Source organism: Erythrobacter sp. EC-HK427 (assembly GCF_902498745.1).
In the GTDB taxonomy this organism is placed as follows: Bacteria; Pseudomonadota; Alphaproteobacteria; order Sphingomonadales; family Sphingomonadaceae; genus Alteraurantiacibacter.
Genome location: NZ_LR701479.1, coordinates 1407453 through 1431129 on the forward strand (window position 1 = coordinate 1407453; position 23677 = coordinate 1431129).

At 64.5% G+C, this 23677-nt stretch carries 26 protein-coding genes and 1 tRNA gene; 17 read left to right on the forward strand and 10 right to left on the reverse strand.

The annotated features are described in order from the left end of the window. Nucleotides 1–2 precede the first annotated feature (2 nt). Both GC121_RS06875 and GC121_RS06880 read left to right on the forward strand, forming a co-directional pair. On the forward strand, nt 3–956 hold the full coding sequence (locus GC121_RS06875; protein ID WP_234421140.1) for a polysaccharide deacetylase family protein: 954 nt from the start codon (nt 3–5) through the stop codon (nt 954–956). Beyond that, nucleotides 949–1440 carry a hypothetical protein gene (locus tag GC121_RS06880; protein WP_234421141.1) on the forward strand — a complete coding sequence of 164 codons (492 nt, stop codon included), beginning with the start codon at nt 949–951 and terminating at the stop codon, nt 1438–1440. Before GC121_RS06875 ends, GC121_RS06880 begins: the two co-directional genes overlap by 8 nt. A gap of 7 nt (nt 1441–1447) precedes the next feature. On the opposite strand, the gene GC121_RS06885 is transcribed toward GC121_RS06880, so the two are convergent. The 3 genes from GC121_RS06885 to GC121_RS06895 all read right to left on the reverse strand — a co-directional run bounded on the left by GC121_RS06885 (nt 1448) and on the right by GC121_RS06895 (nt 6246). After that, the gene (locus GC121_RS06885) at nt 1448–1651 is read right to left on the reverse strand and encodes a DUF2892 domain-containing protein (RefSeq protein WP_151973378.1); all 204 of its coding nucleotides are present in this window, start codon (nt 1649–1651) and stop codon (nt 1448–1450) included. A 102-nt stretch (nt 1652–1753) separates the two neighbouring features. Next, nucleotides 1754–2761: a DUF2891 domain-containing protein gene (locus GC121_RS06890; RefSeq protein WP_151973379.1), complete on the reverse strand. Its 1008-nt coding sequence runs from the start codon at nt 2759–2761 to the stop codon at nt 1754–1756. Further along, the gene (locus GC121_RS06895) at nt 2758–6246 is read right to left on the reverse strand and encodes a hydantoinase B/oxoprolinase family protein (RefSeq protein WP_151973380.1); all 3489 of its coding nucleotides are present in this window, start codon (nt 6244–6246) and stop codon (nt 2758–2760) included. The genes GC121_RS06890 and GC121_RS06895 overlap by 4 nt, the downstream gene beginning before the upstream one ends. Before the next feature lie 79 nt (nt 6247–6325). On the opposite strand from GC121_RS06895, the gene GC121_RS06900 reads away from it, so the two are divergent. From GC121_RS06900 to GC121_RS06910, 3 genes are read left to right on the forward strand one after another with little or no spacing between them, the layout of a single operon-like run. Further along, a complete protein-coding gene (locus GC121_RS06900) occupies nt 6326–7051 on the forward strand; it encodes a hypothetical protein (RefSeq protein WP_151973381.1) in 726 nt (241 codons plus the stop codon). A 57-nt stretch (nt 7052–7108) separates the two neighbouring features. Next, nucleotides 7109–8140: a mannose-1-phosphate guanylyltransferase gene (locus GC121_RS06905; RefSeq protein ID WP_151973382.1), complete on the forward strand. Its 1032-nt coding sequence runs from the start codon at nt 7109–7111 to the stop codon at nt 8138–8140. A gap of 9 nt (nt 8141–8149) precedes the next feature. Then, a complete protein-coding gene (locus tag GC121_RS06910; RefSeq protein ID WP_234421142.1) occupies nt 8150–8620 on the forward strand; it encodes a DUF2721 domain-containing protein in 471 nt (156 codons plus the stop codon). Nucleotides 8621–8636: 16 nt separating this feature from the next. Here GC121_RS06910 and GC121_RS06915 read toward each other — a convergent pair whose 3' ends face one another. The 3 genes from GC121_RS06915 to GC121_RS06925 are packed head-to-tail and all read right to left on the reverse strand — an operon-like array spanning nt 8637 to nt 10984. After that, nucleotides 8637–8945 (reverse strand): polyhydroxyalkanoic acid system family protein, encoded by a 309-nt coding sequence (locus GC121_RS06915; RefSeq protein WP_151973383.1) that lies wholly within the window; start codon nt 8943–8945, stop codon nt 8637–8639. Next, a complete protein-coding gene (locus GC121_RS06920) occupies nt 8945–9766 on the reverse strand; it encodes a hypothetical protein (RefSeq protein WP_151973384.1) in 822 nt (273 codons plus the stop codon). Before GC121_RS06920 ends, GC121_RS06915 begins: the two co-directional genes overlap by 1 nt. A 9-nt stretch (nt 9767–9775) precedes the next feature. Then, nucleotides 9776–10984 (reverse strand): toxic anion resistance protein, encoded by a 1209-nt coding sequence (locus GC121_RS06925; protein ID WP_151973385.1) that lies wholly within the window; start codon nt 10982–10984, stop codon nt 9776–9778. Nucleotides 10985–11096: 112 nt separating this feature from the next. Between GC121_RS06925 and GC121_RS06930 the strand changes: the two genes are divergently transcribed. Genes GC121_RS06930 through GC121_RS06940 form a run of 3 tightly spaced genes read left to right on the forward strand, consistent with a single transcriptional unit; the run spans nt 11097 to nt 13389 of the window. Then, nucleotides 11097–12698, forward strand: coding sequence for a TIGR00341 family protein (locus GC121_RS06930; RefSeq protein ID WP_151973386.1), 1602 nt, complete (start codon nt 11097–11099; stop codon nt 12696–12698). Further along, nucleotides 12698–13093 (forward strand): MAPEG family protein, encoded by a 396-nt coding sequence (locus GC121_RS06935; RefSeq protein ID WP_151973387.1) that lies wholly within the window; start codon nt 12698–12700, stop codon nt 13091–13093. Before GC121_RS06930 ends, GC121_RS06935 begins: the two co-directional genes overlap by 1 nt. A gap of 23 nt (nt 13094–13116) precedes the next feature. Further along, the gene (locus GC121_RS06940) at nt 13117–13389 is read left to right on the forward strand and encodes a hypothetical protein (protein ID WP_151973388.1); all 273 of its coding nucleotides are present in this window, start codon (nt 13117–13119) and stop codon (nt 13387–13389) included. 13 nt (nt 13390–13402) lie between these two features. On the opposite strand, the gene GC121_RS06945 is transcribed toward GC121_RS06940, so the two are convergent. After that, nucleotides 13403–14359, reverse strand: coding sequence for a hypothetical protein (locus tag GC121_RS06945; protein ID WP_151973389.1), 957 nt, complete (start codon nt 14357–14359; stop codon nt 13403–13405). A gap of 98 nt (nt 14360–14457) precedes the next feature. Further along, nucleotides 14458–16185 carry a fatty acyl-AMP ligase gene (locus GC121_RS06950; RefSeq protein ID WP_151973390.1) on the reverse strand — a complete coding sequence of 576 codons (1728 nt, stop codon included), beginning with the start codon at nt 16183–16185 and terminating at the stop codon, nt 14458–14460. 151 nt (nt 16186–16336) lie between these two features. On the opposite strand from GC121_RS06950, the gene GC121_RS06955 reads away from it, so the two are divergent. The 4 genes from GC121_RS06955 to GC121_RS06970 are packed head-to-tail and all read left to right on the forward strand — an operon-like array spanning nt 16337 to nt 18446. Then, complete coding sequence (locus GC121_RS06955) at nt 16337–16927, forward strand: regulatory protein RecX (protein ID WP_151973391.1); 591 nt, start codon at nt 16337–16339, stop codon at nt 16925–16927. Beyond that, nucleotides 16911–17438: a DUF192 domain-containing protein gene (locus GC121_RS06960; protein ID WP_234421143.1), complete on the forward strand. Its 528-nt coding sequence runs from the start codon at nt 16911–16913 to the stop codon at nt 17436–17438. Before GC121_RS06955 ends, GC121_RS06960 begins: the two co-directional genes overlap by 17 nt. 55 nt (nt 17439–17493) lie before the next feature. Further along, nucleotides 17494–17892, forward strand: coding sequence for an NADH:ubiquinone oxidoreductase subunit NDUFA12 (locus GC121_RS06965; protein ID WP_151973392.1), 399 nt, complete (start codon nt 17494–17496; stop codon nt 17890–17892). A gap of 5 nt (nt 17893–17897) precedes the next feature. Then, nucleotides 17898–18446: a DUF2155 domain-containing protein gene (locus tag GC121_RS06970; RefSeq protein WP_151973393.1), complete on the forward strand. Its 549-nt coding sequence runs from the start codon at nt 17898–17900 to the stop codon at nt 18444–18446. Here the strand turns inward: GC121_RS06970 and aat are convergent. Further along, on the reverse strand, nt 18350–19078 hold the full coding sequence (gene aat, locus GC121_RS06975) for a leucyl/phenylalanyl-tRNA--protein transferase (protein WP_151975638.1): 729 nt from the start codon (nt 19076–19078) through the stop codon (nt 18350–18352). The genes GC121_RS06970 and aat overlap by 97 nt on opposite strands. Nucleotides 19079–19167: 89 nt before the next feature. Between aat and GC121_RS06980 the strand changes: the two genes are divergently transcribed. From GC121_RS06980 to GC121_RS15265, 3 genes are all read left to right on the forward strand, one after another. Next, nucleotides 19168–19243 (forward strand) — tRNA-Trp (locus GC121_RS06980). 226 nt (nt 19244–19469) lie between these two features. Continuing rightward, a complete protein-coding gene (locus tag GC121_RS06985; protein ID WP_151973394.1) occupies nt 19470–20627 on the forward strand; it encodes a glycosyltransferase family 87 protein in 1158 nt (385 codons plus the stop codon). A 151-nt stretch (nt 20628–20778) separates the two neighbouring features. Beyond that, entirely contained in the window at nt 20779–20928 is a 150-nt protein-coding gene (locus GC121_RS15265) for a hypothetical protein (RefSeq protein ID WP_199857785.1), read from the forward strand. Between the two features lie 88 nt (nt 20929–21016). Here GC121_RS15265 and GC121_RS06990 read toward each other — a convergent pair whose 3' ends face one another. Further along, a complete protein-coding gene (locus tag GC121_RS06990) occupies nt 21017–22531 on the reverse strand; it encodes a sodium:alanine symporter family protein (protein ID WP_151973395.1) in 1515 nt (504 codons plus the stop codon). 290 nt (nt 22532–22821) lie between these two features. On the opposite strand from GC121_RS06990, the gene secE reads away from it, so the two are divergent. After that, complete coding sequence (gene secE, locus GC121_RS06995; RefSeq protein ID WP_151973396.1) at nt 22822–23043, forward strand: preprotein translocase subunit SecE; 222 nt, start codon at nt 22822–22824, stop codon at nt 23041–23043. A 46-nt stretch (nt 23044–23089) separates the two neighbouring features. Beyond that, entirely contained in the window at nt 23090–23629 is a 540-nt protein-coding gene (gene nusG, locus GC121_RS07000; protein WP_151973397.1) for a transcription termination/antitermination protein NusG, read from the forward strand. Nucleotides 23630–23677: the final 48 nt, after the last annotated feature.

The window sequence follows — 23677 nt, forward strand, 5'->3', positions numbered from 1 at the left end:
CGATGATCCGCCTTTTCGCCACCCTTCTTGCCGCCATCATGCTCGCCGGGTGTGCTACCGCACAGGCGCCGCCGCCCGAACGCCGCATTGCGCTGACCTTCGACGATATCCCGCGCCATCAGGGTGCTTTTCTCACTACCGACGAGCGCGTCGAAATGCTCCGTACCACGTTGCGCGAGGCGGGCGTCGAACAGGCGGCGTTTTTCGTCAATCCGGGCAATCTGCACGAGCGCGAAAATGGTGTCGCGCATATTATGGCGTATCAGGCCGATGGCCATGTGATGGCCAATCACACCGCCAGCCATGCCTCGCTGAGCGACCTTACCGTCGAGGATTACCTCGCCGAGATTGGCCGCGCGGAAGCGTGGCTGGAGCAGCTCGAAAACCACCGCCCGTGGTTCCGCTACCCGTATTTGAATGAAGGCCGCCGCGATCATGCCAAGCGCGATGGCGTGCGCGCAGGCCTCGCCGAGCGCGGGCTCGTCAATGGCTATGTCACCGCCGATGCAAGCGACTGGTTCTACGATCAGGCGGCGAGCGAAGCGGTGCGGGACGGGCACGCGGTCGACATGGAAGCACTCGGCGAATTGTTCGTCGAAAGCCATGTCGAGGCAGCGGACTTTTTCGATGATCTGGCCGTGCGGACGATTGGCCGCTCGCCCGCGCACGTTATGTTGCTGCACGAGGCGGATGTGACCGTGCTGTTTCTCGCCGATCTGATCGACGCGCTCGAAGCGGATGGCTGGACGATCATCACGGCGGACGAAGCCTTTGCCGATCCGTTCGGTGCCTATGCCGCCAGCTATGACACGCCGAGTGCGCAAGGCACGCTGACCGAGCAAGTCGCGTGGCAGGCTGGCTTGCCAGCGCCGCGCTGGTATGCGCGCAATGATACAGCCGTCGCGCGCGCCGCGTTCAACGCCCGCGTGCTGGGCCAAACAGGGGGAAATGACTGACATGAAGACGCTTCGCATCGCCGCCCTTTTGCCCGCTATCGCGCTTATCGCCGCGTGCGGGGGAGAGGCGCAGGAGCCCGCGCCGACCAGTGACAACCCGCCCGCTCTCGCCGAGAGCGCCGATGAACAACTCGCCGCTGCGGTTCCGGAGGATGTGGTGGCAACGCCCGCAGCAGCCGAAGGTGCTATCCCCGCGCAGTTTATCGGCGTGTGGGACTATATCGAAGGCACCTGCGATCCGGCTTCGGATATGCGGCTGGAAATCTCGCAGGACAGCTTGGTCTTCTACGAAAGCGTGGGCCAAGTGCGATCAGCACAGGCTGACGGCGACACGCTGCGAGTCGATCTGGCCATGTCCGGTGAAGGCGAATCTTGGCGCGACCAGTTGCAGTTCACGCTGATGGATGACGGCACCTTGCACAGGGTCGATGCCGCAGCACCCGATGCTGTGGACGAATACCCGCGCAAACGCTGCGACGGCTAGGCGCCGCTTAGCGCGCCTTGCAGGTGCTGATGCCGAAGGGCAGATAGGCCGGGCAGAAGGAGACAAAGCTGGTGAGCGCGAACACCGCTGCCACCCCATAGCCGACAATCGCCGCCGTCCCGGTCAGCGTGCCGGTCAGCCCCAGCGCCACCAGCACCACGGCGGCGATCAGGCGGATGGTCTTGTCGAGCGAGCCCATATTCTTTTTCATGCGAAAGTCCTTCCGGTTGGGCGGCGGTGCCGGAATGGCGACTCGCCTGTCAGTCTGTTCGCCCCAAATGCGCTCGCGGCTACACGCCGTCATTGATGCAGATCAATTTGAGCTGCTGGCGTCGCGTTCCTCGTAAGCGAGAATCACCAGCAGCGCAAAGCTCGCCAGCCAGTGCGAGGACATGTAGTCCTTGTCCACCTGCTCGATGCTCGCATTGTAGAGCGCCAGTTCGGGCGCCGCATGGCCGCTGCCCAGCCGCGCCGCATTGCCGATTTCGATCCAGCTCCACGCGCGCGAGAGGTTGAAGCCGTCGAGATGCGCCATCTTGCCATCGCTGCGGTCGCGCGGGACGACCGGATCGAAGAGGCAGGCGGGGCGGCCTTCGCGCAAGGTCGGCAGATATTGCTCCAGCCAATCGTCAAATGGCACGCGCCCCACCTTGCGCATGACTTGCGCAACGGTGAGCGTGCCAGAGAGGAAATCATCGCCCGAGGGCTCCAGCGGGCGGACATCGGCGTGGTCACCGAACCATTCCATCGCCTTGTCGCCCATCAGCCGCGCGAGGCCGGGGTCGAAGGTCTCCGCCCAATCGAGCGTCAGCCGCATCGCGAAGGCGGTGTTGAAATGGGTGCCGGTGCGGATGGGATAGGCGAGCACGCCCAGATAATCGCGCCAGCCCGCGGCGAAATGGCGCGCCAGCGGCTCCATCTGCTGCGCCCACGGCTTTTCCGGTGCGCGCGCGGCTTCGCGGTGCAGCATCGCATACCACGCCCAGCCATAAGGCCGCTCGAACGCGCGCGATTGCGGGCGCTGCGCATAGGTGAGTTCCGCGCCCAGCTTTTCCGCCGTAAAGGTGCTGTCCGCCAGTGCGGTGATCTGCGGCGCTTCGGGGAGATCGGGATAGAGACGGCGGATGGTGAGCAAAGTCCACCAGCTGTGGACGCAGCTGTGCCAATCGAAACTGCCGGGGAAGGCGGGGTGCAGGGTGGCGGGCGAAAGCAAATCCTGTGCGCCCGCCATCACATGGTCGAGCTTGTTGGGATATTCCTGCGCCACATGGGACAAAGCGGTGCGCGCAAAACGCCCTGCCAGCCCTGGATCAATGCTCATGCCGCGTCTCCATAGCCGCCACCGCCCGGAGTGCGGATGGTGATGACATCGCCGGGTTCGACATCGGCCGCGCCGGTTGCGCCCAGCTGCGTCACGCGCCCGTCTATATGCTCCACAAAGGTCTCTCCCCGCTGTGCGTCGCCTCCACCGGCCAGCCCGTGCGGCGGCACGCGGCGGCGGTTGGCGAGCATTTGCACGCGCATGGTTTGCAGGAACGCGATGCGCCGCTCGACCCCGTTGCCCCCCGGCTGCGCGCCCGTGCCGCCGGAGCCTTCGCGCACGGCAAAGCCAAGCACCCGCACCGGCAGGCGGGTTTCGAGCACTTCGGGGTCGGTGAGGCGCGAATTGGTCATATGCGTTTGCACTGCGTCGGTGCCAGAGTGGCCCGGCCCCGCGCCCGACCCGCCGCAGATCGTCTCGTAATACTGGTGGCTTTCGTTGCCGAACGTCAAATTGTTCATCGTGCCTTGCGACGGCGCGAGCGCACCGCAGGCGGTGAAAACGGCATCGGTGACGACCTGGCTCGTCTCGACATTGCCCGCAACGATCGCGGCAGGCGGGTTGGGGCTGAGCATACTGCCTTCGGGAATGCGCAAGGTGACAGGGCGCAGGCAGCCATCGTTCAACGGCACATCATCGTCGATCAGGCAGCGCAGCGCATAGAGCACGGCGGCGCGGGTGATTGCTTCGGGCGCGTTGAAATTGTCGGGCAATTGCGCGCTGGTGCCGGTGAAATCGAACACTGCGCTGCGCGCCTCGCGGTCGATGGCGATGCGCACTGCCACTTGCGCGCCATTGTCCATTTCGTAGGTGAAAGCACCTTCGGGCAAATGCGCCAGCAATGCGCGCACGGCGGCTTCGCCATTGTAGAGCACGTGGCCCATATAGGCGGTAACCACCGCGCCCGAATGCTCCTGCGCCGCAGCGGCGAGCAGGTCATTCCCCCGCGCGCAGGCGGCGAGCTGGGCTTTCAGATCGGCGATATTGCGTGAGGGATTGCGCGCAGGATGCGTGCCGCTGGCGAGGATGGCGCGCACCTCCTGCTCAAGGAAGCGCCCTTTATCCACCAGCAGCACATCGTCCAGCCTGATGCCTTCATCATCAATGCTGCGGCTGTCGGGCGGCATGGAGCCCGGCGCAATCCCGCCAATATCGGCATGGTGGCCGCGTGCGGCAACGAAGGCGTGCGGCTGCTTGGCCACATCGTCCCAGAATACCGGCGCGATGACGGTGACATCGGGCAGATGCGTTCCGCCGTGATAGGGATCGTTGACGATATAGGCATCGCCGCGCCTTATGCCGCGCCCGCTCGCCGAGCGGTTGGCGATCACCCGCTGGATGCTCGCTCCCATGCTGCCCAGATGCACGGGAATATGCGGCGCATTGGCGATCAGATTGCCCGCCGCATCGAAGAGTGCGCAGGAGAAATCCAGGCGCTCCTTGATATTGACCGAACTGGCGGTCGCTTCCAGCACCACGCCCATTTCCTCGGCAATCGCCATGAACAGATTGTTGAAAATGGCGAGGCGGACGGGATCGACCTGTGTGCCCGCTGCCGGAGCGCGCTGTCGCGGCACAGTGCGGGTGAGGACGAGCGAGCCCTCGGTCTCGCACACCGCTTGCCAGCCGTCCTCCAGCACGGTGGTGGAGCCGGCGGCGGGCAGGATGGCGGGGCCGTGTCGCGTTTCGCCTGCGGGAATGGGCGCGGGCTGCGTGATGGCGGCATCGCCCAGCCCGCCGCTTGTCCCCTGCGCCTCCACGCTGATCGCTTCGAGCACAACAGGCGCGGTATCATCCGACCAGCCGAAGCGTTTGCGATGCGCGGCGCGGAAATCCTCCTCCACCGTCTCGCGCAACAGCAGATCGAGCGTCGTATCGCTCCCCTCGAACCGCAGCCGCAGCCGGTTGGTGAGGGTGATGGTCTCCGCCGCAATGCCCTGCGCCAGCAGCTCGGCCTTCGCGTCCGCGCGCAGCTTCGTCAGCGCCTCCATAAAGTCGTTGGAGAGTGGGCGCACCACACCCGCCTCGCGCATCGCAGTCACCGGAGCTAGGCCGATGCCATAGGCGCTGAGCATTCCGGCGAAGGGGTGGATCAGCACGGTCTCCATCCCCAGCTCGTCTGCCACGCGGCAGGCAAATTGCCCGCCCGCCCCGCCGAAGCAGGCGAGCGCATAGGTCGTTACATCATGCCCGCGCGCGGTGCTGATCTTGCGGATGGCATTGGCCATTTCATCGACGGCGAGGGTGAGGAAACCTTCGGCGAGTTCCTCCGCGCTCATGGCGTGCGGCAGGGCAGCGCGCACTTCGTCCAGCCGCGCGCGGGCTGCGGCGGGATCGAGCGGCGCGTCGCCATGCGGGCCGAACACGGCGGGGAATTGTGCGGGGTCAATCCGCCCCAGCACCAGATTGCAATCGGTCACCGTCAGCGGCCCGCCCTTGCGGTAGCAGGCAGGGCCGGGATCGGCGCCCGCGCTGTGCGGGCCGACGCGCAGCCGCTGCCCGTCAAACCGGCAGATCGAGCCGCCGCCCGCCGCCACCGTATGCACCTGCATCATCGGCGCGGCGATGCGCACGCCTGCCACCACGCTATCGCCGGTGCGCGCATAGTCTCCCGCGAAAAGGCACACATCGGTGCTCGTCCCGCCCATGTCGAAACCGATGAGCTTTTCGTAGCCGAGCCGCTGCGCGGTTGTCGCCATGCCGACCACGCCACCCGCCGGGCCGGAGAGCACAGCATCCTTGCCGCGAAAGGCCCGTGCATCGGTCAGCCCGCCATTCGACTGCATAAAGCGCAGCGCGCCGTGTTCGGGCAACCGGACACGCAGCGTTTCGATATATGTCTCGATCACCGGAGATAGGTATCCGTCGGCAATTGTCGTGTCCCCGCGCGGCACAAGCCGGATCAGCGGGGAGACTTCGTGGCTGACGCTGACTTGCGCAAAGCCCAGATCGCGGGCGATTTCGGCAAGCCGCGCCTCATGCGCCGTATACGTCCAGCCATGCAGCAGCACGATGGCGAGCGCATCGACGCCCGCCTCGCGCAAAGCCGCCAGATCACGCCGCGCCGCGTCCTCGTCGAGCGGCAGCAGCACCTCGCCATCCGCGCCCATCCGCTCTGTGATTTCAATGACATGGCGTTCCAGCCGCTCGGGCTTCACGATATGCCGCGCGAAAATATCGGGCCGCGCCTGGTTGCCGATCCGCAGCGCATCGCGGTGGCCTTGGGTGATGGCCAGCGCGACGTCCGCGCCCTCTCGTTCGAGCAGCGCATTGGTGGCAATCGTGGTTCCGATGCGCAGCTCGGCAATCGGCGCTGCGCCATGTTCGGCCAGTATCCGCCGCACCGCCTCGCTGGCGGCGTCGGGATAGTGTTCGGGATTGCTGGAAAGCAGCTTTGCCGTCACCACGCGGCCATCGGGCAATTGCGCCACGACATCGGTAAAGGTGCCGCCGCGATCGATGGCGAAGCGATAGGAGCCGGTCATTCTCCGTCTGTTAGGCCGTCCCCCGCCGCAGGTCGAGACGCAGCCTTGCCTTTCCCGCCGCAGCGGGCGTAAATCGGCCATGGCAGAAGGCTATCTGACGAAGCGCAAAAGATGGAACTGGAAGCTGATCGTGCTGATCGGCCTGTTCCATATTGTCGCGCTGGCGGGCCTTGCGCGGCTGCTCGCGCCCGATTTTACTGCAAGCGTAGTGGAACGCGCCACCTCGGTCATCTCGGTTACCATCACCGCGCCCCCGCCGCCCGACGCCGAGCCGAGCGACGCGCCGCCGCAGCCTGATGAAGGCGCGGCAGGGGCGGAGGGGCGCGATGCGACCCCGCGCGAAGTGATGGCTCCACCGCAGCCGCTGCCCCGCCAGACCCCCGCCCCGCGCGCGACCTCTACCGGCACGGCGAACAATTCGGGCGCGCGCGACCAAGGCGACGGAACGGGCGCGGGCGGCGAGGGCGAGGGCACGGGCAGCGGACGGCGCGGTTCGGGAAGAGGCGGCGTTGCTGTCACCCGCCCCTCGGTCCGCTCCGGCCAAATCAATGTCGCGCGCGATTTCCCGATCCCGGAAGGCGGACGCCAGGTGCGCTACGGCACGTCGGTAACAGTCGTGTTCACGGTGGGCGTGGATGGCAGGGCGTCCAATTGCTCGGTCAGTTCGCCCGGCCCCGATCCGGCAACCAATGCTTTGGTTTGCCCGCTGGTGATCGAGCGCATCCGCTTTAACCCGGCAACCGACGCAAACGGGGATCCTGTCCCCGCACAATACGGTTGGCGGCAGGATTTCGGCTCCCGCTAGTCACCGCTGCGCAACAATCGCCTTGCAGAGCGCCAGCGAATTGCACAGGGACTTGGCATGAGCAAAATCCACCCCGTTATCATGTGCGGCGGCAGCGGCACGCGGCTTTGGCCCAAGAGCCGCAAGAGCCTGCCCAAGCCCTTCCTGCCGCTGGTGGGCGACACCACGCTGTTCGAACAGACGCTGGCGCGCTGCGCTGACGCGGAGCAATTCGCCGCACCGATCATCGTCACCGGCAGCGCGCACCTGCCCCATGTCGAGGCGCAATTGGGCGGCGCGAGCGCCCGCATCATCGTCGAACCGCAGGCCAAGAACACCGCGCCCGCGATTGCGCTGGCGGCCGCCTCTCTGCCCGACGATGCGATCATGCTGGTGTGCCCGAGTGACCACCATATCGCCGATGTCGCGGCCTTCCGTGCGGCCGCAAAGGCGGCGGCGGAGTTGGCGCGGAGCGATCACATGGTCGCTTTCGGCATCACCCCGACGCATCCCGAAACCGGCTATGGCTATATCCTGCGCGGGGATGCATTGCCCGGCGGCTATGCCATCGAGCGCTTTGTCGAAAAGCCCGATCTGGAGCGCGCTTCGCAATTCCTCGCCCATGGCGGCTATAGCTGGAACGGCGGCATTTTCGCCTTCCGCGCGGGCGCTTTCATGGACGAACTCGCCGCCCACCGCCCGGCCATGGCGCAGGCGGTGCGCGATGCGATGGCGGGGGCGAGCGGGCAGGGTGCCCGGCTGCATCCGCTGCCCGAACCCTTCGCAAGCATTGAAGGCGATTCGGTCGATTACGCGGTGATGGAGAACACGCGCCGCGCCGCGATGGTGCCCGTTTCCATGGGCTGGTCGGATATTGGCGGCTGGCCGGCCTTGCGCGACGCGCGCGAGCGGGACGAACGGGGCAATACCGTGCGCGGCGAAGTCGAGCTGGTCGATTGCTCCGGCGTGCTTGCGGAGACCAACGGGCCGCGCATTTCCGCCATCGGGCTTACCGATGTGGCGATTGTGGTGGACGGGAACGAAGTGCTCGTCACCACGATGGACGGCGCGCAAAAGGTCGGCAAGCTGACCGGCGCGAGCAAGCAGTAGGCCCGCGCGATGCTGGTCTTGCTCCCTGTTGCCGACGGCATGATCGCGCAGACGATCCAGCTGGCGCTTGCGCCGGTGTTCGTGCTGGTGGCGCTGGGCAATATCCTCTCGACGCTCGCCAACCGGCTGGGCCGCGTGGTTGATCGCAGCCGCGAATTACAGCAGCGCCACGGCGCGACGCAGGGAATGGAGCACGATCTGGTGGTGCGCGAAATCCGCACGCTCGACCGGCGCATCACGCTGATCGGATCGGCGATGCGGCTGCTGGTGCTGGCAGGGCTTGCGATCGGCGTCACCGTGATGCTGTTGTTCGTGCAGGAGTTTCTCGGCCTGCAGCTCAATCTGCCGGTAGCCGGCACCTTCATCGTCGCCATCGGCCTGCTGATGTGGGCGCTGGTGCTGTTCCTGCGCGAAACGCAGGAAGCGACCAAGGCGCTGCGGATTCCCGAGGAATATCTGGAGAAAGAGCGGGAGCTTTAAGAGCTTCCCGCTTGGCCTAATCCCGCGGCGGTTCCAGCAGTTTCGCGCCGTGTTGCTGGATCGCGGCATCGACAATCGGTTTGAGGAACCCCAGCGCGGGCGGCAATTGCATCGCGATGCGCACGGCATTGTCTTCGATATCGATATGGCCGGTGAGCGATTGGCCCATCGCGTTGATCGCCAGCGTCATGCGGTCTTCGCTCGGCCAGTCGGTGGTGACGTCGGCCATGCCGCCGGGAATCCCGTCGCCGATCGTGTGACCCTTTTCGCGCAGCCGCCGCCGCACTTCCTCGCGGCCCAGATTATGGGGAACCGAAACGTCCATCAGCTGCCCGATCCGCTGGGCGCTTTGGCGCGGTCAAAATCGGGGAGCGGCACGCCGGAGCCTTGCTCGGAGGGTTCGGGCAGCGCCATCCCCTCGGCATCGCCGTAGCGGTAATCGAGATAGCGGTTCTTGATCGCCAGATCATCCAGCGAACCTTGCGCAAGCTGGCGGGTGACGCTGTCCACTTCCTTACTGATCTTGCCAAGGCTGCTCACCAATTGCGCATCGGGCGTGGAGCCTGCGCGCTCCTCTCCGCGCAAATGCGCCGGGATGCGGGTGTAGCTTTCGATGGTTTCGGGCAGGATTTCGCCCACCAGCTTGCGCACCTCGCCCGCCGCCTCATGCGCGGGATCGACATGGGCGAGCTGCTTGCCGAGCGCATCCAATTGCGCGCCGAGCGTATCGACAATGGCGCGGGCCGGAGCGGGCAGGGCGCCACTCTGGCTTTCCAGCCACAATTCGGTGCGCGCGACCAATTGCTGCGCGTCTTGGGTGCGGCGCAGGTCGGCGCGTTGGGGCACCTTCACTTTGGGGTAATTCGAGAAGATGGCGGTGGCGACGATCACGCTCACCAACACCATCATCACGCCCCAGAAGCCGATTCCGTTGAACATCGATCCGGCGATTCCCGCTGCCAGGAATATCGTGAAAGCAGCGATGACGATGTTGCGAATACGCGTCTTGATGTTGCTGCGCCTGATGCGCGCCGACCCTTCTCCGATTGACCCCAGCGCCCGCCGATGCCGCCCACCATTCTGGTTGTCACGCAATACAGCGCGGCTTTCGGCAAGAATACGGTCGGAATCGTTGATGCTGCTCATCGCCTGGCTCTACGGCTCCAGCGTCAGCAGGCCGCTATCCTGCACCTGCCGCGCGGCCTGTGCCTGCCCTTCGGCACGAGCGATATAGCCCTTGGACTTTTCGACTTCGACCGACAACGTGTTGACCGTCTGCTTCATCGAATCGAGCGCGCGCAGCTTGAAGCTGTCCACCTCGTCCATCGTGTCGTAGATATTCTGGAAGGCGCGTTGCAGCGTTTCCATCGGGATCGTGCTGCTGGCCGCCTGTTCGTGGATTTGCGCGGTGTTGGAACGCAGCAATTCGCCGGTCGAATCGATGATGCCTGCCGTGGTCTGGTTGAGCGCGGTAATCTGCCCCAGCACCAGCTTCTGGTTGGTCATCGCCTGCGCCACAGTCACCGCCGTGCGCAGCGCGCCCACGGTGGTGGTGCTGGCGCGGTCCACGCCCTTCACCAGCTCGACATTGTTCTTCTTGACGAGATCGAGCGCGAGATAGCCCTGCACGCTGACGGCCATTTGCGTGAGCAAATCCTGCACCCGCTGGCGGACGTAGAACAAAGCGGTTTCGCGGATCGCCTTGGCTTTGGCAGGATCGGTCGCGTCAAGTTCGGCGGCCTTTTCTTCCAGTTCGGCATCCAGTGATTTGCCGATATGGATCATCTGTTCCAGATTGCCCATCGCTTCCCACAGCTTCTGCCGTTCGACATCGATGGCGGCATTGTCCATGATCAGCTCATCCTTACCGCTGGAGAGGCGGGCGAGGATCGACTGGATGTGGCTTTGGGCGGAAGTGTAGCTGTCAAAATAGTTCTTCAGCCGGTTGCCCAGCGGAATGATGCCGAGCAGCTTGCGCCCCGTCAGCTTGCCCTTGCGGCCGGGATCAAGGTCTTCGACCGTGCGGCGCAGTTCGGCAAGGTCCGCGCCCACGCCCGATTCCTGATCCATCGCGCGCACCGGGCGATCGAGGAAGCGGTTGGACATCTGGCTGGCGGCCATGATTTCCTTGCGCCCCATATTGGTGATCTGGTCCACCTTCTTGCCGAAATCGGGCGAATTGGCATCCAATGCGATCAGCTCTTCGACGAAACCATCGACCTTGGCTTGCAGCGCGGTGCGCTTCTCCTCGCTCACCGGAACCAGCCCCACGGCCTTCTCGGGCGCGACGACGGGCACCGGATCGGGCGGCGTCAGTTGCAAATCAAGCGCGGTTGCGGTTGTGGTCTCATTGCTCGTGGCCATCGCGGCGTTCTTCCCTTCCTGCCCTGATGCGGCGTGCTTTCCACTGTATTAGGAATGCAAGACACGCGTTTCAACCTTTGTATAGCCAGAGTTTCCGCGATATTGGGCAGCAATGCAAACACCAAACGCGCCAGCAGAAACCGGGCCAGAGACCGGTGTAGCAACCGGAGCCGCCAAGGCCGGTGCAGAGCCCGCCGCCCCCACCGAGGCCAAGAGCCTGCGGCAGGGTCTCAGCGATTTCCTGCATACCTTCGACCATTGGTGGCAGAAGGATGTTTCGGGCACGGTTGACCAGATCGCGGTGATCGAGAAGCGGCGGGCGGAATGCGCGTTTTCGGCGCGCTATCTGTTGATGACGTGTATGTCGGCGGGCATTGCCATTCTCGGCCTGCTGCAAGGCAGCGCGGCGGTGGTGATCGGGGCGATGTTGCTCAGCCCGTTGATGGACCCGATCATGGGCGTCGGCTTCGCGCTCGCCATCGGTGATTACAAATGGCTGCGGCAATCGGCCAAGTCGCTCGCCATCGGCACGGCGTTTGCCATTTTGTTCACTGCGCTCATCGTCTTCATGTCGCCGCTGCAAGCGATTACGACTGAAATTGCCGCACGCACGCGGCCCAGCCTGCTTGATCTGGGCGTGGCGATCTTCTCCTCAATTGCCGGTGCCTATGCGATGATCCGCGGGCGCGAAGGGACGATTGTCGGCGTGGCGATTGCCACCGCCTTGATGCCGCCGCTTGCGGTGGTGGGCTTCGGCCTTGCCACGCTCAATGCCACCGTGTTCTGGGGCGCATTGTTCCTCTTCATCACCAACTTGACCGCGATTGCGCTGACCGCAACGGCGATGGCGCGCGCTTATGGCTTCTCCTCCAGCCTGACCGAGAAGCACACGCAGATGCAGGCGTTCCTGATCTTCGGAGCCTTTGTCGTGCTGGCGGTGCCGCTGTTTCTGTCGCTGTTGCAGATCGTCGACGAAACCCGCGCCCAACGCGGTGCGAAGACGGTTGTCGAAGAAGTGTTCGGCGAGCGCGCGGTCAACACGCAGGTGGACAGCACTTTCGAAGGCGACAGGATGAGCGTTACAGCGACCGTTTTCACCCCCCAATTTGTCGAAAATGCCGAGGGCGAGGCGGAGCGCCTTTTGACCGAACGCTTCGACCGCGAAGTCGATGTCACGCTGAGCCAGGTCATCATCGGCAATGGCACGCAGGCGCAGGAAGAGGCGCAATTGGCGCAGGCGCGCGAACAGGAGGCGCAGATGCGCGCCACTGCAGAGGACATTGCCGAACGGCTTGCGCTGCTCGCCGGGGTGCCGGTGGAAGATGTGACGGTGGACCGCGAGCGCCGCCGCGCGCTGGTGGCGGCGCGTCCGCTCGACGGGGCGAGCCTTGCCGCCTATCAGGAGCTGGAGACGCGGATCAATGCGACCGAGCCCGAATGGGATATCCGCATTGCCCCGCCGCTGCGCCCGCTGCCGGAGATCACCTTTGACGGCGAGAACCTCACCGCCGAGGGCCGCAGCGCGCTGCTGCTCGCCAATTGGGCACAGGCGCGCACCGGTGTGCGGGTGGTGATGCGCGGGCCGGATGACGCGGTCGCCAATTTGCGCGCTGTGCTCGCGTCGCAGCAGAGCAGCATGGCGGCCGAGGAAACGGGCGAAGGCTACGGCACCGTCACGCTCGATTGGGATATCACGACAGGGGAGAGCGAATAATGCCTGCCGAACTGACCGTATTGGCGCTGGCGGGTATTTTGCTGCTCGTCCACATCTTTGCCGCCGCGCATGTCAAGACGAAGCAATATGGCGTCGAATGGAACACCGGCGCGCGCGATGAGGAATTGCCGCCGCTGGGTTTCCTCGCGGGCCGGCTGGAGCGGGCGCGCGACAATTTCCTCGAAACGCTGCCGCTGGCGATCATCGCGCTGTTCGGCGTGGTGCTGGCGGACAAGGCAGATACGCAAACCGCTATCGCCGCGTGGGTGTGGCTGGGCGCACGGGTGCTCTACCTGCCGCTTTACTGGGCAGGCATCCCGCTGGTGCGCACGGGCGTATGGGGCGTCGGCCTGCTGGCGCTGCTCTATGTGCTGGGGGTGATGTTGTTGGGTTAAGGCAAATCAAGGGAGGGGGCGACATGGCTATAAGCGACCGGGATGATGACGCTGGCGTGAAAACGCCGCTCCCCGTTATGGAGGCCGTGCTCCTGACCGCGTTGGGGCTTGCCCTTGCTGCCAAGGTCTATGGCGATTCGAAAACGCGGGTCTGGCAGGAACGGCTTCATGACGGGAAATGCCCATGGTGCCTCAACCCATTGCATTATCCCAACACGGGCGATCCGTCATGGGAATGCTCGCGCAAGCCGATCGAGCACAATGCCGACCGGAAGTTCCGCTTCTACCTTTGGTAACTACCGATAGAGCCTAAACCCGCTCGCGGCCCGATTGCGCCAGCCGCTGGCGGGCTGTGTTGCCGGGGACGGCGACGTGGATCGAAGGATCATATTCCGCGCCCACACCGGCGGATCGCTCGTCGAGCCAGATTTCGGTGGTCGTGTGGCTGTAGCCGCTCGGCATATAGCGGATGCGATAGCCGTCGGGATGGTCGCTCCAGCGGCCACCGGGGATCGTCCGGCTGCCCGGGCCGACCGGGGCATTGCCGCCCAACACCGCGATTTCTTCCAGCTGGGCATAGGTGGAGCGGCCCTGCGTCAGGCGGCGGCGCAAATCCGCCTCGGCCTGGAACACCGAGCGCAAAGGTGCAGGGATTTCGCCCATCACCCGGTTCATCGCCCCGCGCGGCACCAGATCCATCGCCGAGCGGTTGAGCCGCGCCAATTGTTCCGGCGTCAGCAATTGCGCTGCCACGGATTGGATGCGCGCGTTCATATCCTCGAACCGCGTGCGCGAAAGGATCGCCCAGATGGTGACCTGGATATCCTGCTGCACAATATCGGGGCGGCGCACCGAATTGCGCAGGATATCGCGCACCGCCTCCTCCTGCGAGCCGCGCAAGGGCGCGAACAGATAGCCATCGCCGCCGCCCGGCCCGTGCGTGCCCGCGTGCAGGCAATAGCTTTGCGTGGCCATGCGGTAATAGCCGGGGCGCAGGACGAACCCGCCGATGGCGGTCCGCTCCAGCGTGGTGAGCGGCGCGGGTTCATAGCCGGGCGACCAGCCATCGGCGTCCGGATTGCCCCATACCGCATCTTCGAGATTGGTGGTAATCGGGGCCTCGCCTTCGAGCCAGTTGTCGATTCCCAGATCACCGAGCAGATCGGTGGCGCGGCCAAGAATGCCGCCCAGATCCTGGCTCTGCGCCGCGCCTGCACCCAGCGCGCCAAAGGCAACTGCGCCGCCAGCAAAAGCGCGGCGCGTCATACGAGTGTTGTGCGATGTCATGGCAAATCCCCCCAGATGTCCTGCGGGGAAACTACCCGATTCGCCTGCGGAAGGGAACCGTTACCGGCGCCCGCGCCTTATGCCGCCAGTTGCAGCGGCGCGATTTCTCCTGACAGATACAGCTTCTTCGCCTTCGCGCGGCTCAGCTTGCCCGAGCTGGTGCGCGGCAAAGTGCGCGGGGGCACCAGTTCGACGACGCAGCTCATGCCCGTCACGGCGCGCACCTTGTCGGCGATCTGGTCGCGCAGCTTCACCCGCTCTTCGGGATCGGAGACCCGGCAATGGACGAGCACGGCGGCGGTTTCCTCGCCTGTCTCGGTCTCCAGCGCGAAGGCGGCGATATCGCCGTGGTTGAAGCCGGGCAGCTGTTCCACCGCCCATTCGATATCCTGCGGCCAGTGGTTCTTGCCGTTGATGATAATCATGTCCTTCGCCCGCCCGACGATGAACAGATAGCCATCGGCCATATAGCCCATATCGCCGGTATCGAGCCAGCCATCCACCAGACAATCCTCGGTCGCCTGCGGATCGCGGAAGTAGGAATGCATGACGCTCGGCCCCTGACACCAGACCTTGCCGATCTGGTGATCGCCCTTGGCCTCGCTATTTTCGCCGCGAATCTCCACCGCCATATCGGGCAGCGGTTTGCCGCAATTGACGATGGCGCGGTACCGCGCAGGGCGCGACAAATCGCGCGCGCCGCCCGAGAGGCGCTCTTCCTCGACCAGCTCGATCCGGATGCCTTCTTCGGGCGGCATCACGGTGACAGCCAGCGTCGCCTCGGCAAGGCCGTAGGACGGGGTGAACGCATTCGCCTTGAAGCCCGCATCGGCAAAGGCGTTGACGAAATTCTGCATCACATCGGGCCGGATCATATCCGCGCCATTGCCCGCCAGCCGCCAGCGCGACAGGTCGAACCGGTCGGCCACATGGCTCTGGCTGGAAATGCGGCGCGCACAAATGTCATAGCCGAAGGTGGGCGAATAGCTGATTGTGCTGCCCTGGTTGCGGCTGATCAGATCGAGCCAGGCGAGCGGGCGGCGGGCGAAATGTTCGGTGCGCAGATAATCCGCACTCATCTGGTTGCCCACCATCGAGAGGAAGCAGCCGACCAGCCCCATATCGTGGTAGAATGGCAGCCAGCTGACCCCGCGATCGGAATCGCGCATCTGCATCGTTTCGGCATGGCCATACAGATTGTGCAGCAGCGCGCGGTGGGTCACCGCCACGCCGGTGGGGAAGCGGGTCGAGCCGGAGGAATATTGCAGATAGCAGATATCGTCCGGATCGGCTTCGGGCAGGGCAGCCTCGCTCGCGTCGAGCGCGGCGAACTCTTCCCACGTCATGCCCTTGCAGCCCTGGTTGGCGGCCGCGCGTTCGCCCATTTCGGCGATTTCGGCGGGGTAGAGCAGCAGCGCAGGGTCGCTGCTTTTCAGCTGCACGCCCAATTGCTCGATATAGCTTTCCTTGCCGCCAAAGGTGGTCGGCAAGGGCAGCGGCACCGGCCACGCGCCGGAATAGACGCAGCCGCAAAAGGCGGCGATGAATTCGGGCGCGGTTTCGGCGATCAGCGCCACCCGGTCACCCTTGGCAAGGCCCATATTGGCGAGGCGATAGGCATTCGCCAGCCCGTCCTCGCGCATTTGGGAGTAAGGATAAACCCGCTCCAGCGTCCCGCGCGGATCGTGGAAATTCATGCCCTTAAGGCTTCGCGCCGCATAATCGATCGCTTCGTTGAACGTCGCGAAATCGGACCGCCGGCGCGGCAGCGGGCAGTCATTGGGCGTAGGTGTCAGCTCAGTCATGAGAATGTGCGAAAACCCTCTATATGTCCATCCGCGCTTCTGCGGCGCGGCCCCGTATGCAAACATGTATCCAAAAATGCGGCGCCAGAACCCCATCCGACACCGCAGTAAACTTTCCCATTTGAAGGGAAGTGTGGCACGAATAAGGCCAATGGACGGCAATCGACATAAGCGCAAGACGGAGCGACGGCCCAAAAAGCCGCTTTCGCCCGCGCAATTGCACGATCTGGCGCTGTCTTACGCGGCCCGATACGCCACCAGCGCGGCCAAGCTGGAGCGGTATTTGCAGCGCAAACTCTACGAGCGCGGCTGGGACGAGGCAGCGGGCAGCACGCCCCCCGATGTGGCGGGCCTTGTCGCGGACTTCGTGGCCAAAGGCTATGTCGATGATGAGGCCTATGCGCGGATGCGCGCGGGCGATTTGCTGCGGCGCGGCTATGGCGGGGCGCGGGTCAACCAGGCGCTGGGGCAGGCGGGCATCGGCGAGCAAGTGCGCGAGGATGTCGCGCCGGGCGAGGCGGAAAAGCGCCGCGCGGCGCTGCATCTGGCGCAGAAACGTCGCTTCGGCCCCTTTGCCAGTCAGCCTGTGGACAGGGAAAAACGGGAAAAAGCCATTGCAGCAATGCTGCGCGCAGGCCACACATTCGACCATGCCCGCGCGGTAATCGATGCGGAAACCGAAGATCAGGCGCGCCGCTGGCTCGCCGAAGCAGAGGATTGGGATGATGACAGCTCTCTTTAAGCCCCTTGGCTTTAAGCCCTTTGGACTGGTCGCCGCGCTGGCGCTGGTCGCGTGCAATGGCGAAACCGCCGAAGCCACGCCGGAGCCGACTGCCACCGCCGGGGAAACCGCTGCCAATGACAATGTTGATCCCGATTCGGGGCTCGAAGTCATCGACGTCACCGTCACCACGGATGAAGGCACGCACACTTTCCGCACCGAAGTCGCCGCGACCGACCAGCAGAAAGCGCGCGGCATGATGTTCCGTAGCGAAATGGCGCCCGACACCGCGATGCTGTTCCCTTACGAGGCACCGCGCGATCTTGGTTTCTGGATGCGCAACGTCTCGCTGGAGCTCGATATCATCTTCATCGCCCAGGACGGGACGATCATCAATATCGAGGCTGGCGAGCCCTATAACGAGGAAAGCGTGTTCTCCGAAGCGCCTGCCATCGCGGTGCTCGAACTGCTGGGCGGAACCTCGGCCGAACTGGGGATCGAGCCGGGCGATACTGTTTCGTGGGAACAGTAAGCGATCGGCACAAGCCCGCTTGGCGCAGGGCACCGATCAGGCTAAGGGCGGGCGCATGAATCCTCTGATGAAAATCTTCACCTGGTGGGATGGCGCCACCCTTGGCACGCTGTGGTGGTCGTTCAAGAATGGCGAACACATCGGCACCGATGCGCAGGGCAACAAATATTACCGTTCCAAGCGGGTGAAGAAGGGCCAGCGCGAACGCCGCTGGGTGATCTATAACGGCCCCAACGATGCCAGCCGCGTGCCGTCCGAATGGCATGGCTGGCTGCATGGTTCGTATGACGAATTGCCCGAAAGCCATCTGCCGCCGCCCAAAATCTGGGAAGTGGATTACACCCCCAATGCCACCGGCACCAATGCGCGCTATCTGCCCGCCGGTGCGCTGGAGCGGGGCGGCAAGCGCGCAGGCGCAACCGGCGATTACGAAGCGTGGTCGCCGGAAGGCTGATCGGGATGCGCGGCACATTCGCTCTTCTGGCAGCAGTGGCGGCACTGGCCGCGTGCGGGGGCGAAGCGCCCGAACCGGTGGTGGAAGAAACCGGCATTCCTGAAGAACTGGCGCGCAATGTCTCGCCCGAAGCAGCGGAACGGGCTGCAGAGGCGCAAGCGCTCGGCACGCCGATGGCGGAGCGGGTGGCGACCATCGGCCTCGTCAACAAGCGCAACAATGATACCCGCGATCTGGAAATGCGCCCCGGCGAGCAGCAGCGGATCGACAATGTCATCATCCGCCTCGCCGCGTGCGAGCGCACCGCGCCGTGGGAAGACCCGCAGCAGACCGGCGCTTTTGTGCAGGTGCTGGTGAACGAACGCCCCGCTGCGGGGGAAGAACCGCAATGGGTGACGGTGTTTTCCGGCTGGCTGTTCAAGGAATCGCCCAGCCTCAACGTGGTGGAACACCCGGTCTATGATGTCTGGGTGAAGGACTGCGCGATGAGCTTCCCCGGAGAGGAAGACGCGCCCGACGCGCCCGCATCCGAACCCGCTGCCGAAGAGGCCTGATATACCGCTTCGAGAGCTTCGGGCAGCGTCATTAGGGTTGAACCCGCGCGCGCCGCGCGGAGCATTTCGAGATAGCGTTCGCGGCTCACCTCCACCGCGCCCAGCGACGCAAGGTGGCCGGTGATGAACTGGCAATCGAGCAGACGGTATCCCGCCCGCCGCATCAGCGCGACCAGCCATGCCAGCGCGACCTTGCTGGCATTGTCGGCGCGGCTGAACATACTCTCGCCGCAGAACACGCGGTCAAACGCCACGCCATACAGTCCGCCGACCAGCGCGCCATCGCGCCAGCATTCGACCGAATGGGCAAAGCCGTGGCGGTGCAGATTGCGGTAACTCGCATCGATCACATGGCTGATCCAGGTTTCGGGATGATCGGGGCGCGGCTGCGCGCAGGCATCGATCACCGCCGCAAAATCGCCATCGACGCGCACGGTGAAGCGATCCTGCTTGATGATCTTCATCAGCGATTTCGAGCAGCGGAAGCTATCGAGCGGCAGAATCGCCCGCTGGCGCGGCTCGACCCAGAACACCTCCTCGTCTTGCCGCGAATCGGCCATCGGGAACAGCCCGCTGCGATAGGCGAGGAGCAGCGTTTCGGGCGGAATGATCGGGGGCGCGGGCGCGTGCATCGCCGCGACAATAGCAGCTGCGCCGGCGTGCGTCGCCACTTCCCTGCTTGCCATCGCCCGCGCCGCGTTATAGAGGCGCACCTCCCTGCAGGGGTGTAGCTCAGTTGGTAGAGCATCGGTCTCCAAAACCGAGGGTCATGGGTTCGAGTCCCTTCGCCCCTGCCATTTTTTTCGAAACCGCATCCGCGCTTTCGTCCTCGGTGCTGTTCGCTCCGCCGGGACTGCGTTCCGGCTGCGCGGCACCTGCGGGTCGCGCCGTGCGCTCGGTCGCTCTGCGAGCGATTGATGCCTCTCGATCCTCCCCGGAACGGGGAGGGGGACCATCCGCAGGGTGGTGGAGGGGCCGCCTAGGCTCTACCTTCCATTAACCATATTCCATTACCGCGCTCATATGACCGCGCGCATCCTCGACCACCTCCGCTCCGCAGACTGGCTGACGCCTGATCGTGTGCGCGGATATGCGGTGATTCTTGCGCTTGCGAGCCTCGCGCTGCTAGTGAACAGTTATCTCAAGGCGATGGGGCCGGACGGGAGCGATTTTCTCGCCTTTTGGGGCGCGGGCCATGTCGCGCTCGCTGGCGATCCGGCTGCGGCCTATGATCTGGCGGTGCAGGAGCGGGTGCAGACCGGCACGGGCAGCAGCGGCTGGTTCGCTTTCGTCAATCCGCCGCCCTTCCTGTTCCTTGCCGCGCCCTTCGGTGCCTTGCCCTTTCCGGTGGCGTGGATTGTCTGGGTGGCGGTGACCTACGCGCTCTGGGCCTGGGCGGGCATCCGTGCCTTTCCGCGCCTCTGGCCGCTGGTGCTGGTCTTTCCCGGAGCCTTGCTCGCCGCCGGGCACGCGCAGACCGGGCTGCTGACGGGCGCGCTGCTGCTGGGCGGGGTGGCGCTGGTGGACAAGCGCCCGCTGCTGGCAGGAGCATTGCTCGGCGCGCTCGTTATCAAGCCGCATCTGGCGTTGCTCATCCCCTTCTGGCTGGCGGGTGCAGGACGGTGGAAAGCCTTTGCCGCCACTGGCGCGGCTGCGGCGGGCTGTCTTGGCCTGTCTTGGCTCGCCTTCGGCACCGAAACCATGCTCGCCTATACCACCAGTTGGGACGCGAGTGCGGCGCTGATGCGCAGCGCCGATGCGGCATTCTATCTGCGCATGGCTACGCCTTACAGCCAGCTGAGCCTCTTTGCACCGGAGACGCTGGCGCTGGCGGTGCACGGCGTGATCGCACTGGCGATGATCGGGCTGGCGACACTCGCGGCGCGGCGTTTCACCGGCGATCTGCTCGCGAGCGGCGCACTGGTGCTCGCCGCGACCGCGCTCACCTCGCCTTACCTGTTCAGCTATGATCTGCCCTTCCTGATCCTGCCCGTGCTGTGGCTGGTGCGCGAGGGGCTGGCGCGGGGTTTTCGCGATTACGAAAAGCTGGCGCTCGTCCTGCTTTGGGCCGCGCCCTACGCGACGCGCGCGGCGGCGCTCCCGCTGGGCGTGAACCTCATGCCGCTCGCCAGCCTGCTGCTCGTCTGGCTGGTGTGGAGCCGGGGCGGCACCGAGCGTTAACTTGAAGCGCGTCCAGCATTAACAAAACTGAACCTCCGCAAAATATCCGCGCCACCGGCAATTCAGATTGGAGGCGGTAGACCGTTCTTTACTGACGACGAGCCGAGGCAAGTCGCAGCACCGGAACACAGGTCAATCAAGGAGGCCGGATATGTCGAGTAGGTATTACACGTCGAGCCGCGGCGATACATGGACCAACCCGCGTCCGTGGAGCGATGCCAGCCTGCGCTATGCCACCTATGGCAAGGTGCAGCCGATGCAGGAGCCGACCTGGCTTGAGCGTCTGCTGGGTCGCGGCTGACCGCGATGTCCTTGCAGCCAAAGCAAAGGGCCGGAAGCTGCACCCAGCTCCCGGCCCTTTTTGATGTGTTCGCTCTGCGCGAGCCTGCTTAATACTCGTTCGGCTCTTCCGGCGTATCTTCGGTGTGCGTGCGGCCAGCGGTGCGATCACCGCGCGCCAGCTTGAACACCACGCCCGACAGCAGCGCCAGCGCGAGCAGGTTGGGCAGCGCCATCGCAGCGTTGGAGATATCGCCCAGACGCCACACCAGCTCCAGATCCTGCGTCGAACCGATATAGATCACTACGCACCACAGCACGCGCCAGATCATGTGCAGGACCTTTTCCCCGCCACGGGTCGAACCGGGCACGCGGTCATACATAAAGGTAATCGCCCGCTCGCCGTAATAGCTCCACGTTAGCAGCGTGGTGAAGACGAACAGGATGAGCGCCACCGAGGCGATCAGCGTGCCGAGCGGAATGCCGACGATCTGCAGCGGGAACGCCGCCGCAAACGCGCCGCTGGTCATGGCAAAGCCGTTCAGGTCAGAATTCCACGCATGGGGCACAGGCTGCCCGCCGCCGGTGAAATCGCCCTGCACGGTCAGGATCACCAGCGCGGTCATTGTGCAGATCACGATGGTATCGATGAAGGTGCCCAGCATCGCCATCCGGCCCTGCTGTTCGGGATCGTCGGTTTGCGCCACGGCGTGGGCGATGGCGGTGGAGCCTTGGCCGGCCTCGTTCGAGAAGAGCCCGCGCGCCACACCGGCCCGCATCGCGATGATGATCGCCGCACCAAGGAAGCCGCCGGTGGCCGATTGCGCGTTAAACGCACCGTGGAAGATCAGGCCGAAGGTTTCGCCCAAATCGCCGAAATTGAGGATCAGCGCGATCAGCGCCATCACGATATACGCGCCCGCCATGAACGGCACGACCTTCTCCGCCACGCTGCCGATCGACTTGATGCCGCCGATAATGACGATGAAAACGAGGATCGCGGTGATCAGGCCGCCCATCCATTCCTCGATGCCGAACAGCTCGTTCATGCCGTCGGCAATCGCGTTAGCCTGGATCGAGTTGCCCGTCACCACAGCAGAGAACAGCGTGCCGAGGCAGAAGACGATGGCGAGCCACGTCCATTTCTTGCCCAGCCCCATCATGATGTAGGTCATCGGGCCGCCGCGATAGACGCCGTCGGAGGTCTTCTCGCGGAAGCGGATGGCCAGCGACCCTTCGGCAAAGGCCAGTGCCATGCCGAACAGGGCGGTGATCCACATCCAGAAGATCGCGCCCGGGCCGCCCAGGGTGATGGCGGTCGCCACGCCGGCGAGGTTCCCCGTGCCGACTTGTCCGGACAGCGCGGTAGAGAGCGCCGCAAAGGGCGAAATCTCGCCACTGCCCGAACCCTTGCGCCCGGCAAACAGGCCCTTGAACGCGCTGCCCAGCTTGACGATGGGATAGAAGCGCAGCCCGATCATCATCCACAGGCCCATGCCCAGCAGCGCGATGATCATCGGTGGCAGCGGGATGACTTCCGCCCCGTTCCACGTGCCGACCCAGATAAAGTCGGAAACATTCGTTACGTGGTCGATCAGGCCGACCGGTGCCTCTGGTGCTGCCACTTGGAACCCCTTGGTAAATTTTCCCCGAAGGACAGGGGTGCTAAAGCCCAAAACGCCGCCTGCAAAGCCCCTCTGTCACATTTGCAACCAGTTTTGCCGAAACGGGACGTGTCACGCATCGGCAGCGGATGCGCGCGATGCTCTTGCCAAGCGGCACCTTGGCAACTAGATAGCCGGGTGTCTTCCGACATTGGAAATTCACGCAGCCCCTCCCAAGAAGTGCTTGGGGCGGCGCGAAGTCCTACCCGGAAGGCGGCGCAATTGTGTGAAAGTTGAGAGCGAGAGCCGCTATGGCCGAGGAAAAGAGCACCGCCGTCAAAACCCGCACCAGCCCGGGCGAATTCGTCCGTCAGGTGCGTTCGGAAACCAGCAAGGTCGTCTGGCCGACGCGCGAGGAAACCACCCGCACGGCGATTTTCGTCGGCATCATGGTGGTGGTGCTGTCGCTGTTTTTCCTGGCGGTCGATTCGACCTTCGGCTGGGTCGTTCGGCAATTGCTCGAACTGCTCTGATCCGCGCCGCACATTCGGGAAATTTGAGGGAAATTAGAGACACGTTATGGCTGCCCGCTGGTATATTATTCACGCCTATTCCGGTTTCGAAAACAAGGTGCGCGATGCGATCATCGCTGAAGCCGAACGCCTCGGCCTCTCCGAAGGGGTAGAGGAAGTGCAGGTGCCCACCGAAACCGTGACCGAAATCAAGCGCGGCAAGAAGGTACAGACCGAACGCAAGTTCATGCCCGGCTATGTGCTGGCCAAGCTGAACATGACGGATGATGTCTATCACCTGGTCAAGAACACTCCCAAGGTGACCGGCTTCCTCGGCAGCGGCAACAAGCCGCAGGCGATTTCCGAACGCGAAGCCGCCCGCTATTTCGGCGGCGTGGAAGAAGCCAAGGCTGCGCCGAAGAAAGACATCAGCGTCGATTACGAAATCGGCGATGCGGTCAAGGTGCTGGAAGGCCCGTTCGCCAGCTTCAACGGCGAAGTCGAGGAACTCGATTTCGACAAGGCGAAGGTCAAGGTCAGCGTCTCGATCTTCGGCCGCGCGACTCCGGTGGAACTGGACTTCGATCAGGTCGAACTGGTGAAGTAGGGGCTACCTGCCAGAGGCAATCTCCAAAAGGGGCGGGCATCGCGGATG

Coding starts and splice junctions, on each gene's coding strand:
- GC121_RS06915 (WP_151973383.1), bottom strand. CDS start 8,945: ATGGACGTTTCGGTTCCCCATAATCTGGGCCGCGAGGAAGTGCGGCGG.
- GC121_RS06890 (WP_151973379.1), bottom strand. CDS start 2,761: ATGAGCATTGATCCAGGGCTGGCAGGGCGTTTTGCGCGCACCGCTTTG.
- GC121_RS06900 (WP_151973381.1), top strand. CDS start 6,326: ATGGCAGAAGGCTATCTGACGAAGCGCAAAAGATGGAACTGGAAGCTG.
- GC121_RS06880 (WP_234421141.1), top strand. CDS start 949: ATGACTGACATGAAGACGCTTCGCATCGCCGCCCTTTTGCCCGCTATC.
- aat (WP_151975638.1), bottom strand. CDS start 19,078: ATGCACGCGCCCGCGCCCCCGATCATTCCGCCCGAAACGCTGCTCCTC.
- GC121_RS06965 (WP_151973392.1), top strand. CDS start 17,494: ATGAATCCTCTGATGAAAATCTTCACCTGGTGGGATGGCGCCACCCTT.
- GC121_RS06970 (WP_151973393.1), top strand. CDS start 17,898: ATGCGCGGCACATTCGCTCTTCTGGCAGCAGTGGCGGCACTGGCCGCG.
- GC121_RS06925 (WP_151973385.1), bottom strand. CDS start 10,984: ATGGCCACGAGCAATGAGACCACAACCGCAACCGCGCTTGATTTGCAA.
- GC121_RS06950 (WP_151973390.1), bottom strand. CDS start 16,185: ATGACTGAGCTGACACCTACGCCCAATGACTGCCCGCTGCCGCGCCGG.
- GC121_RS06920 (WP_151973384.1), bottom strand. CDS start 9,766: ATGAGCAGCATCAACGATTCCGACCGTATTCTTGCCGAAAGCCGCGCT.
- GC121_RS06945 (WP_151973389.1), bottom strand. CDS start 14,359: ATGACGCGCCGCGCTTTTGCTGGCGGCGCAGTTGCCTTTGGCGCGCTG.
- GC121_RS06935 (WP_151973387.1), top strand. CDS start 12,698: ATGCCTGCCGAACTGACCGTATTGGCGCTGGCGGGTATTTTGCTGCTC.
- GC121_RS06910 (WP_234421142.1), top strand. CDS start 8,150: ATGCTGGTCTTGCTCCCTGTTGCCGACGGCATGATCGCGCAGACGATC.
- GC121_RS06875 (WP_234421140.1), top strand. CDS start 3: ATGATCCGCCTTTTCGCCACCCTTCTTGCCGCCATCATGCTCGCCGGG.
- GC121_RS06885 (WP_151973378.1), bottom strand. CDS start 1,651: ATGAAAAAGAATATGGGCTCGCTCGACAAGACCATCCGCCTGATCGCC.
- GC121_RS06930 (WP_151973386.1), top strand. CDS start 11,097: ATGCAAACACCAAACGCGCCAGCAGAAACCGGGCCAGAGACCGGTGTA.
- GC121_RS06895 (WP_151973380.1), bottom strand. CDS start 6,246: ATGACCGGCTCCTATCGCTTCGCCATCGATCGCGGCGGCACCTTTACC.
- nusG (WP_151973397.1), top strand. CDS start 23,090: ATGGCTGCCCGCTGGTATATTATTCACGCCTATTCCGGTTTCGAAAAC.
- GC121_RS06955 (WP_151973391.1), top strand. CDS start 16,337: ATGGACGGCAATCGACATAAGCGCAAGACGGAGCGACGGCCCAAAAAG.
- secE (WP_151973396.1), top strand. CDS start 22,822: ATGGCCGAGGAAAAGAGCACCGCCGTCAAAACCCGCACCAGCCCGGGC.
- GC121_RS06905 (WP_151973382.1), top strand. CDS start 7,109: ATGAGCAAAATCCACCCCGTTATCATGTGCGGCGGCAGCGGCACGCGG.
- GC121_RS15265 (WP_199857785.1), top strand. CDS start 20,779: ATGTCGAGTAGGTATTACACGTCGAGCCGCGGCGATACATGGACCAAC.
- GC121_RS06940 (WP_151973388.1), top strand. CDS start 13,117: ATGGCTATAAGCGACCGGGATGATGACGCTGGCGTGAAAACGCCGCTC.
- GC121_RS06960 (WP_234421143.1), top strand. CDS start 16,911: ATGACAGCTCTCTTTAAGCCCCTTGGCTTTAAGCCCTTTGGACTGGTC.
- GC121_RS06985 (WP_151973394.1), top strand. CDS start 19,470: ATGACCGCGCGCATCCTCGACCACCTCCGCTCCGCAGACTGGCTGACG.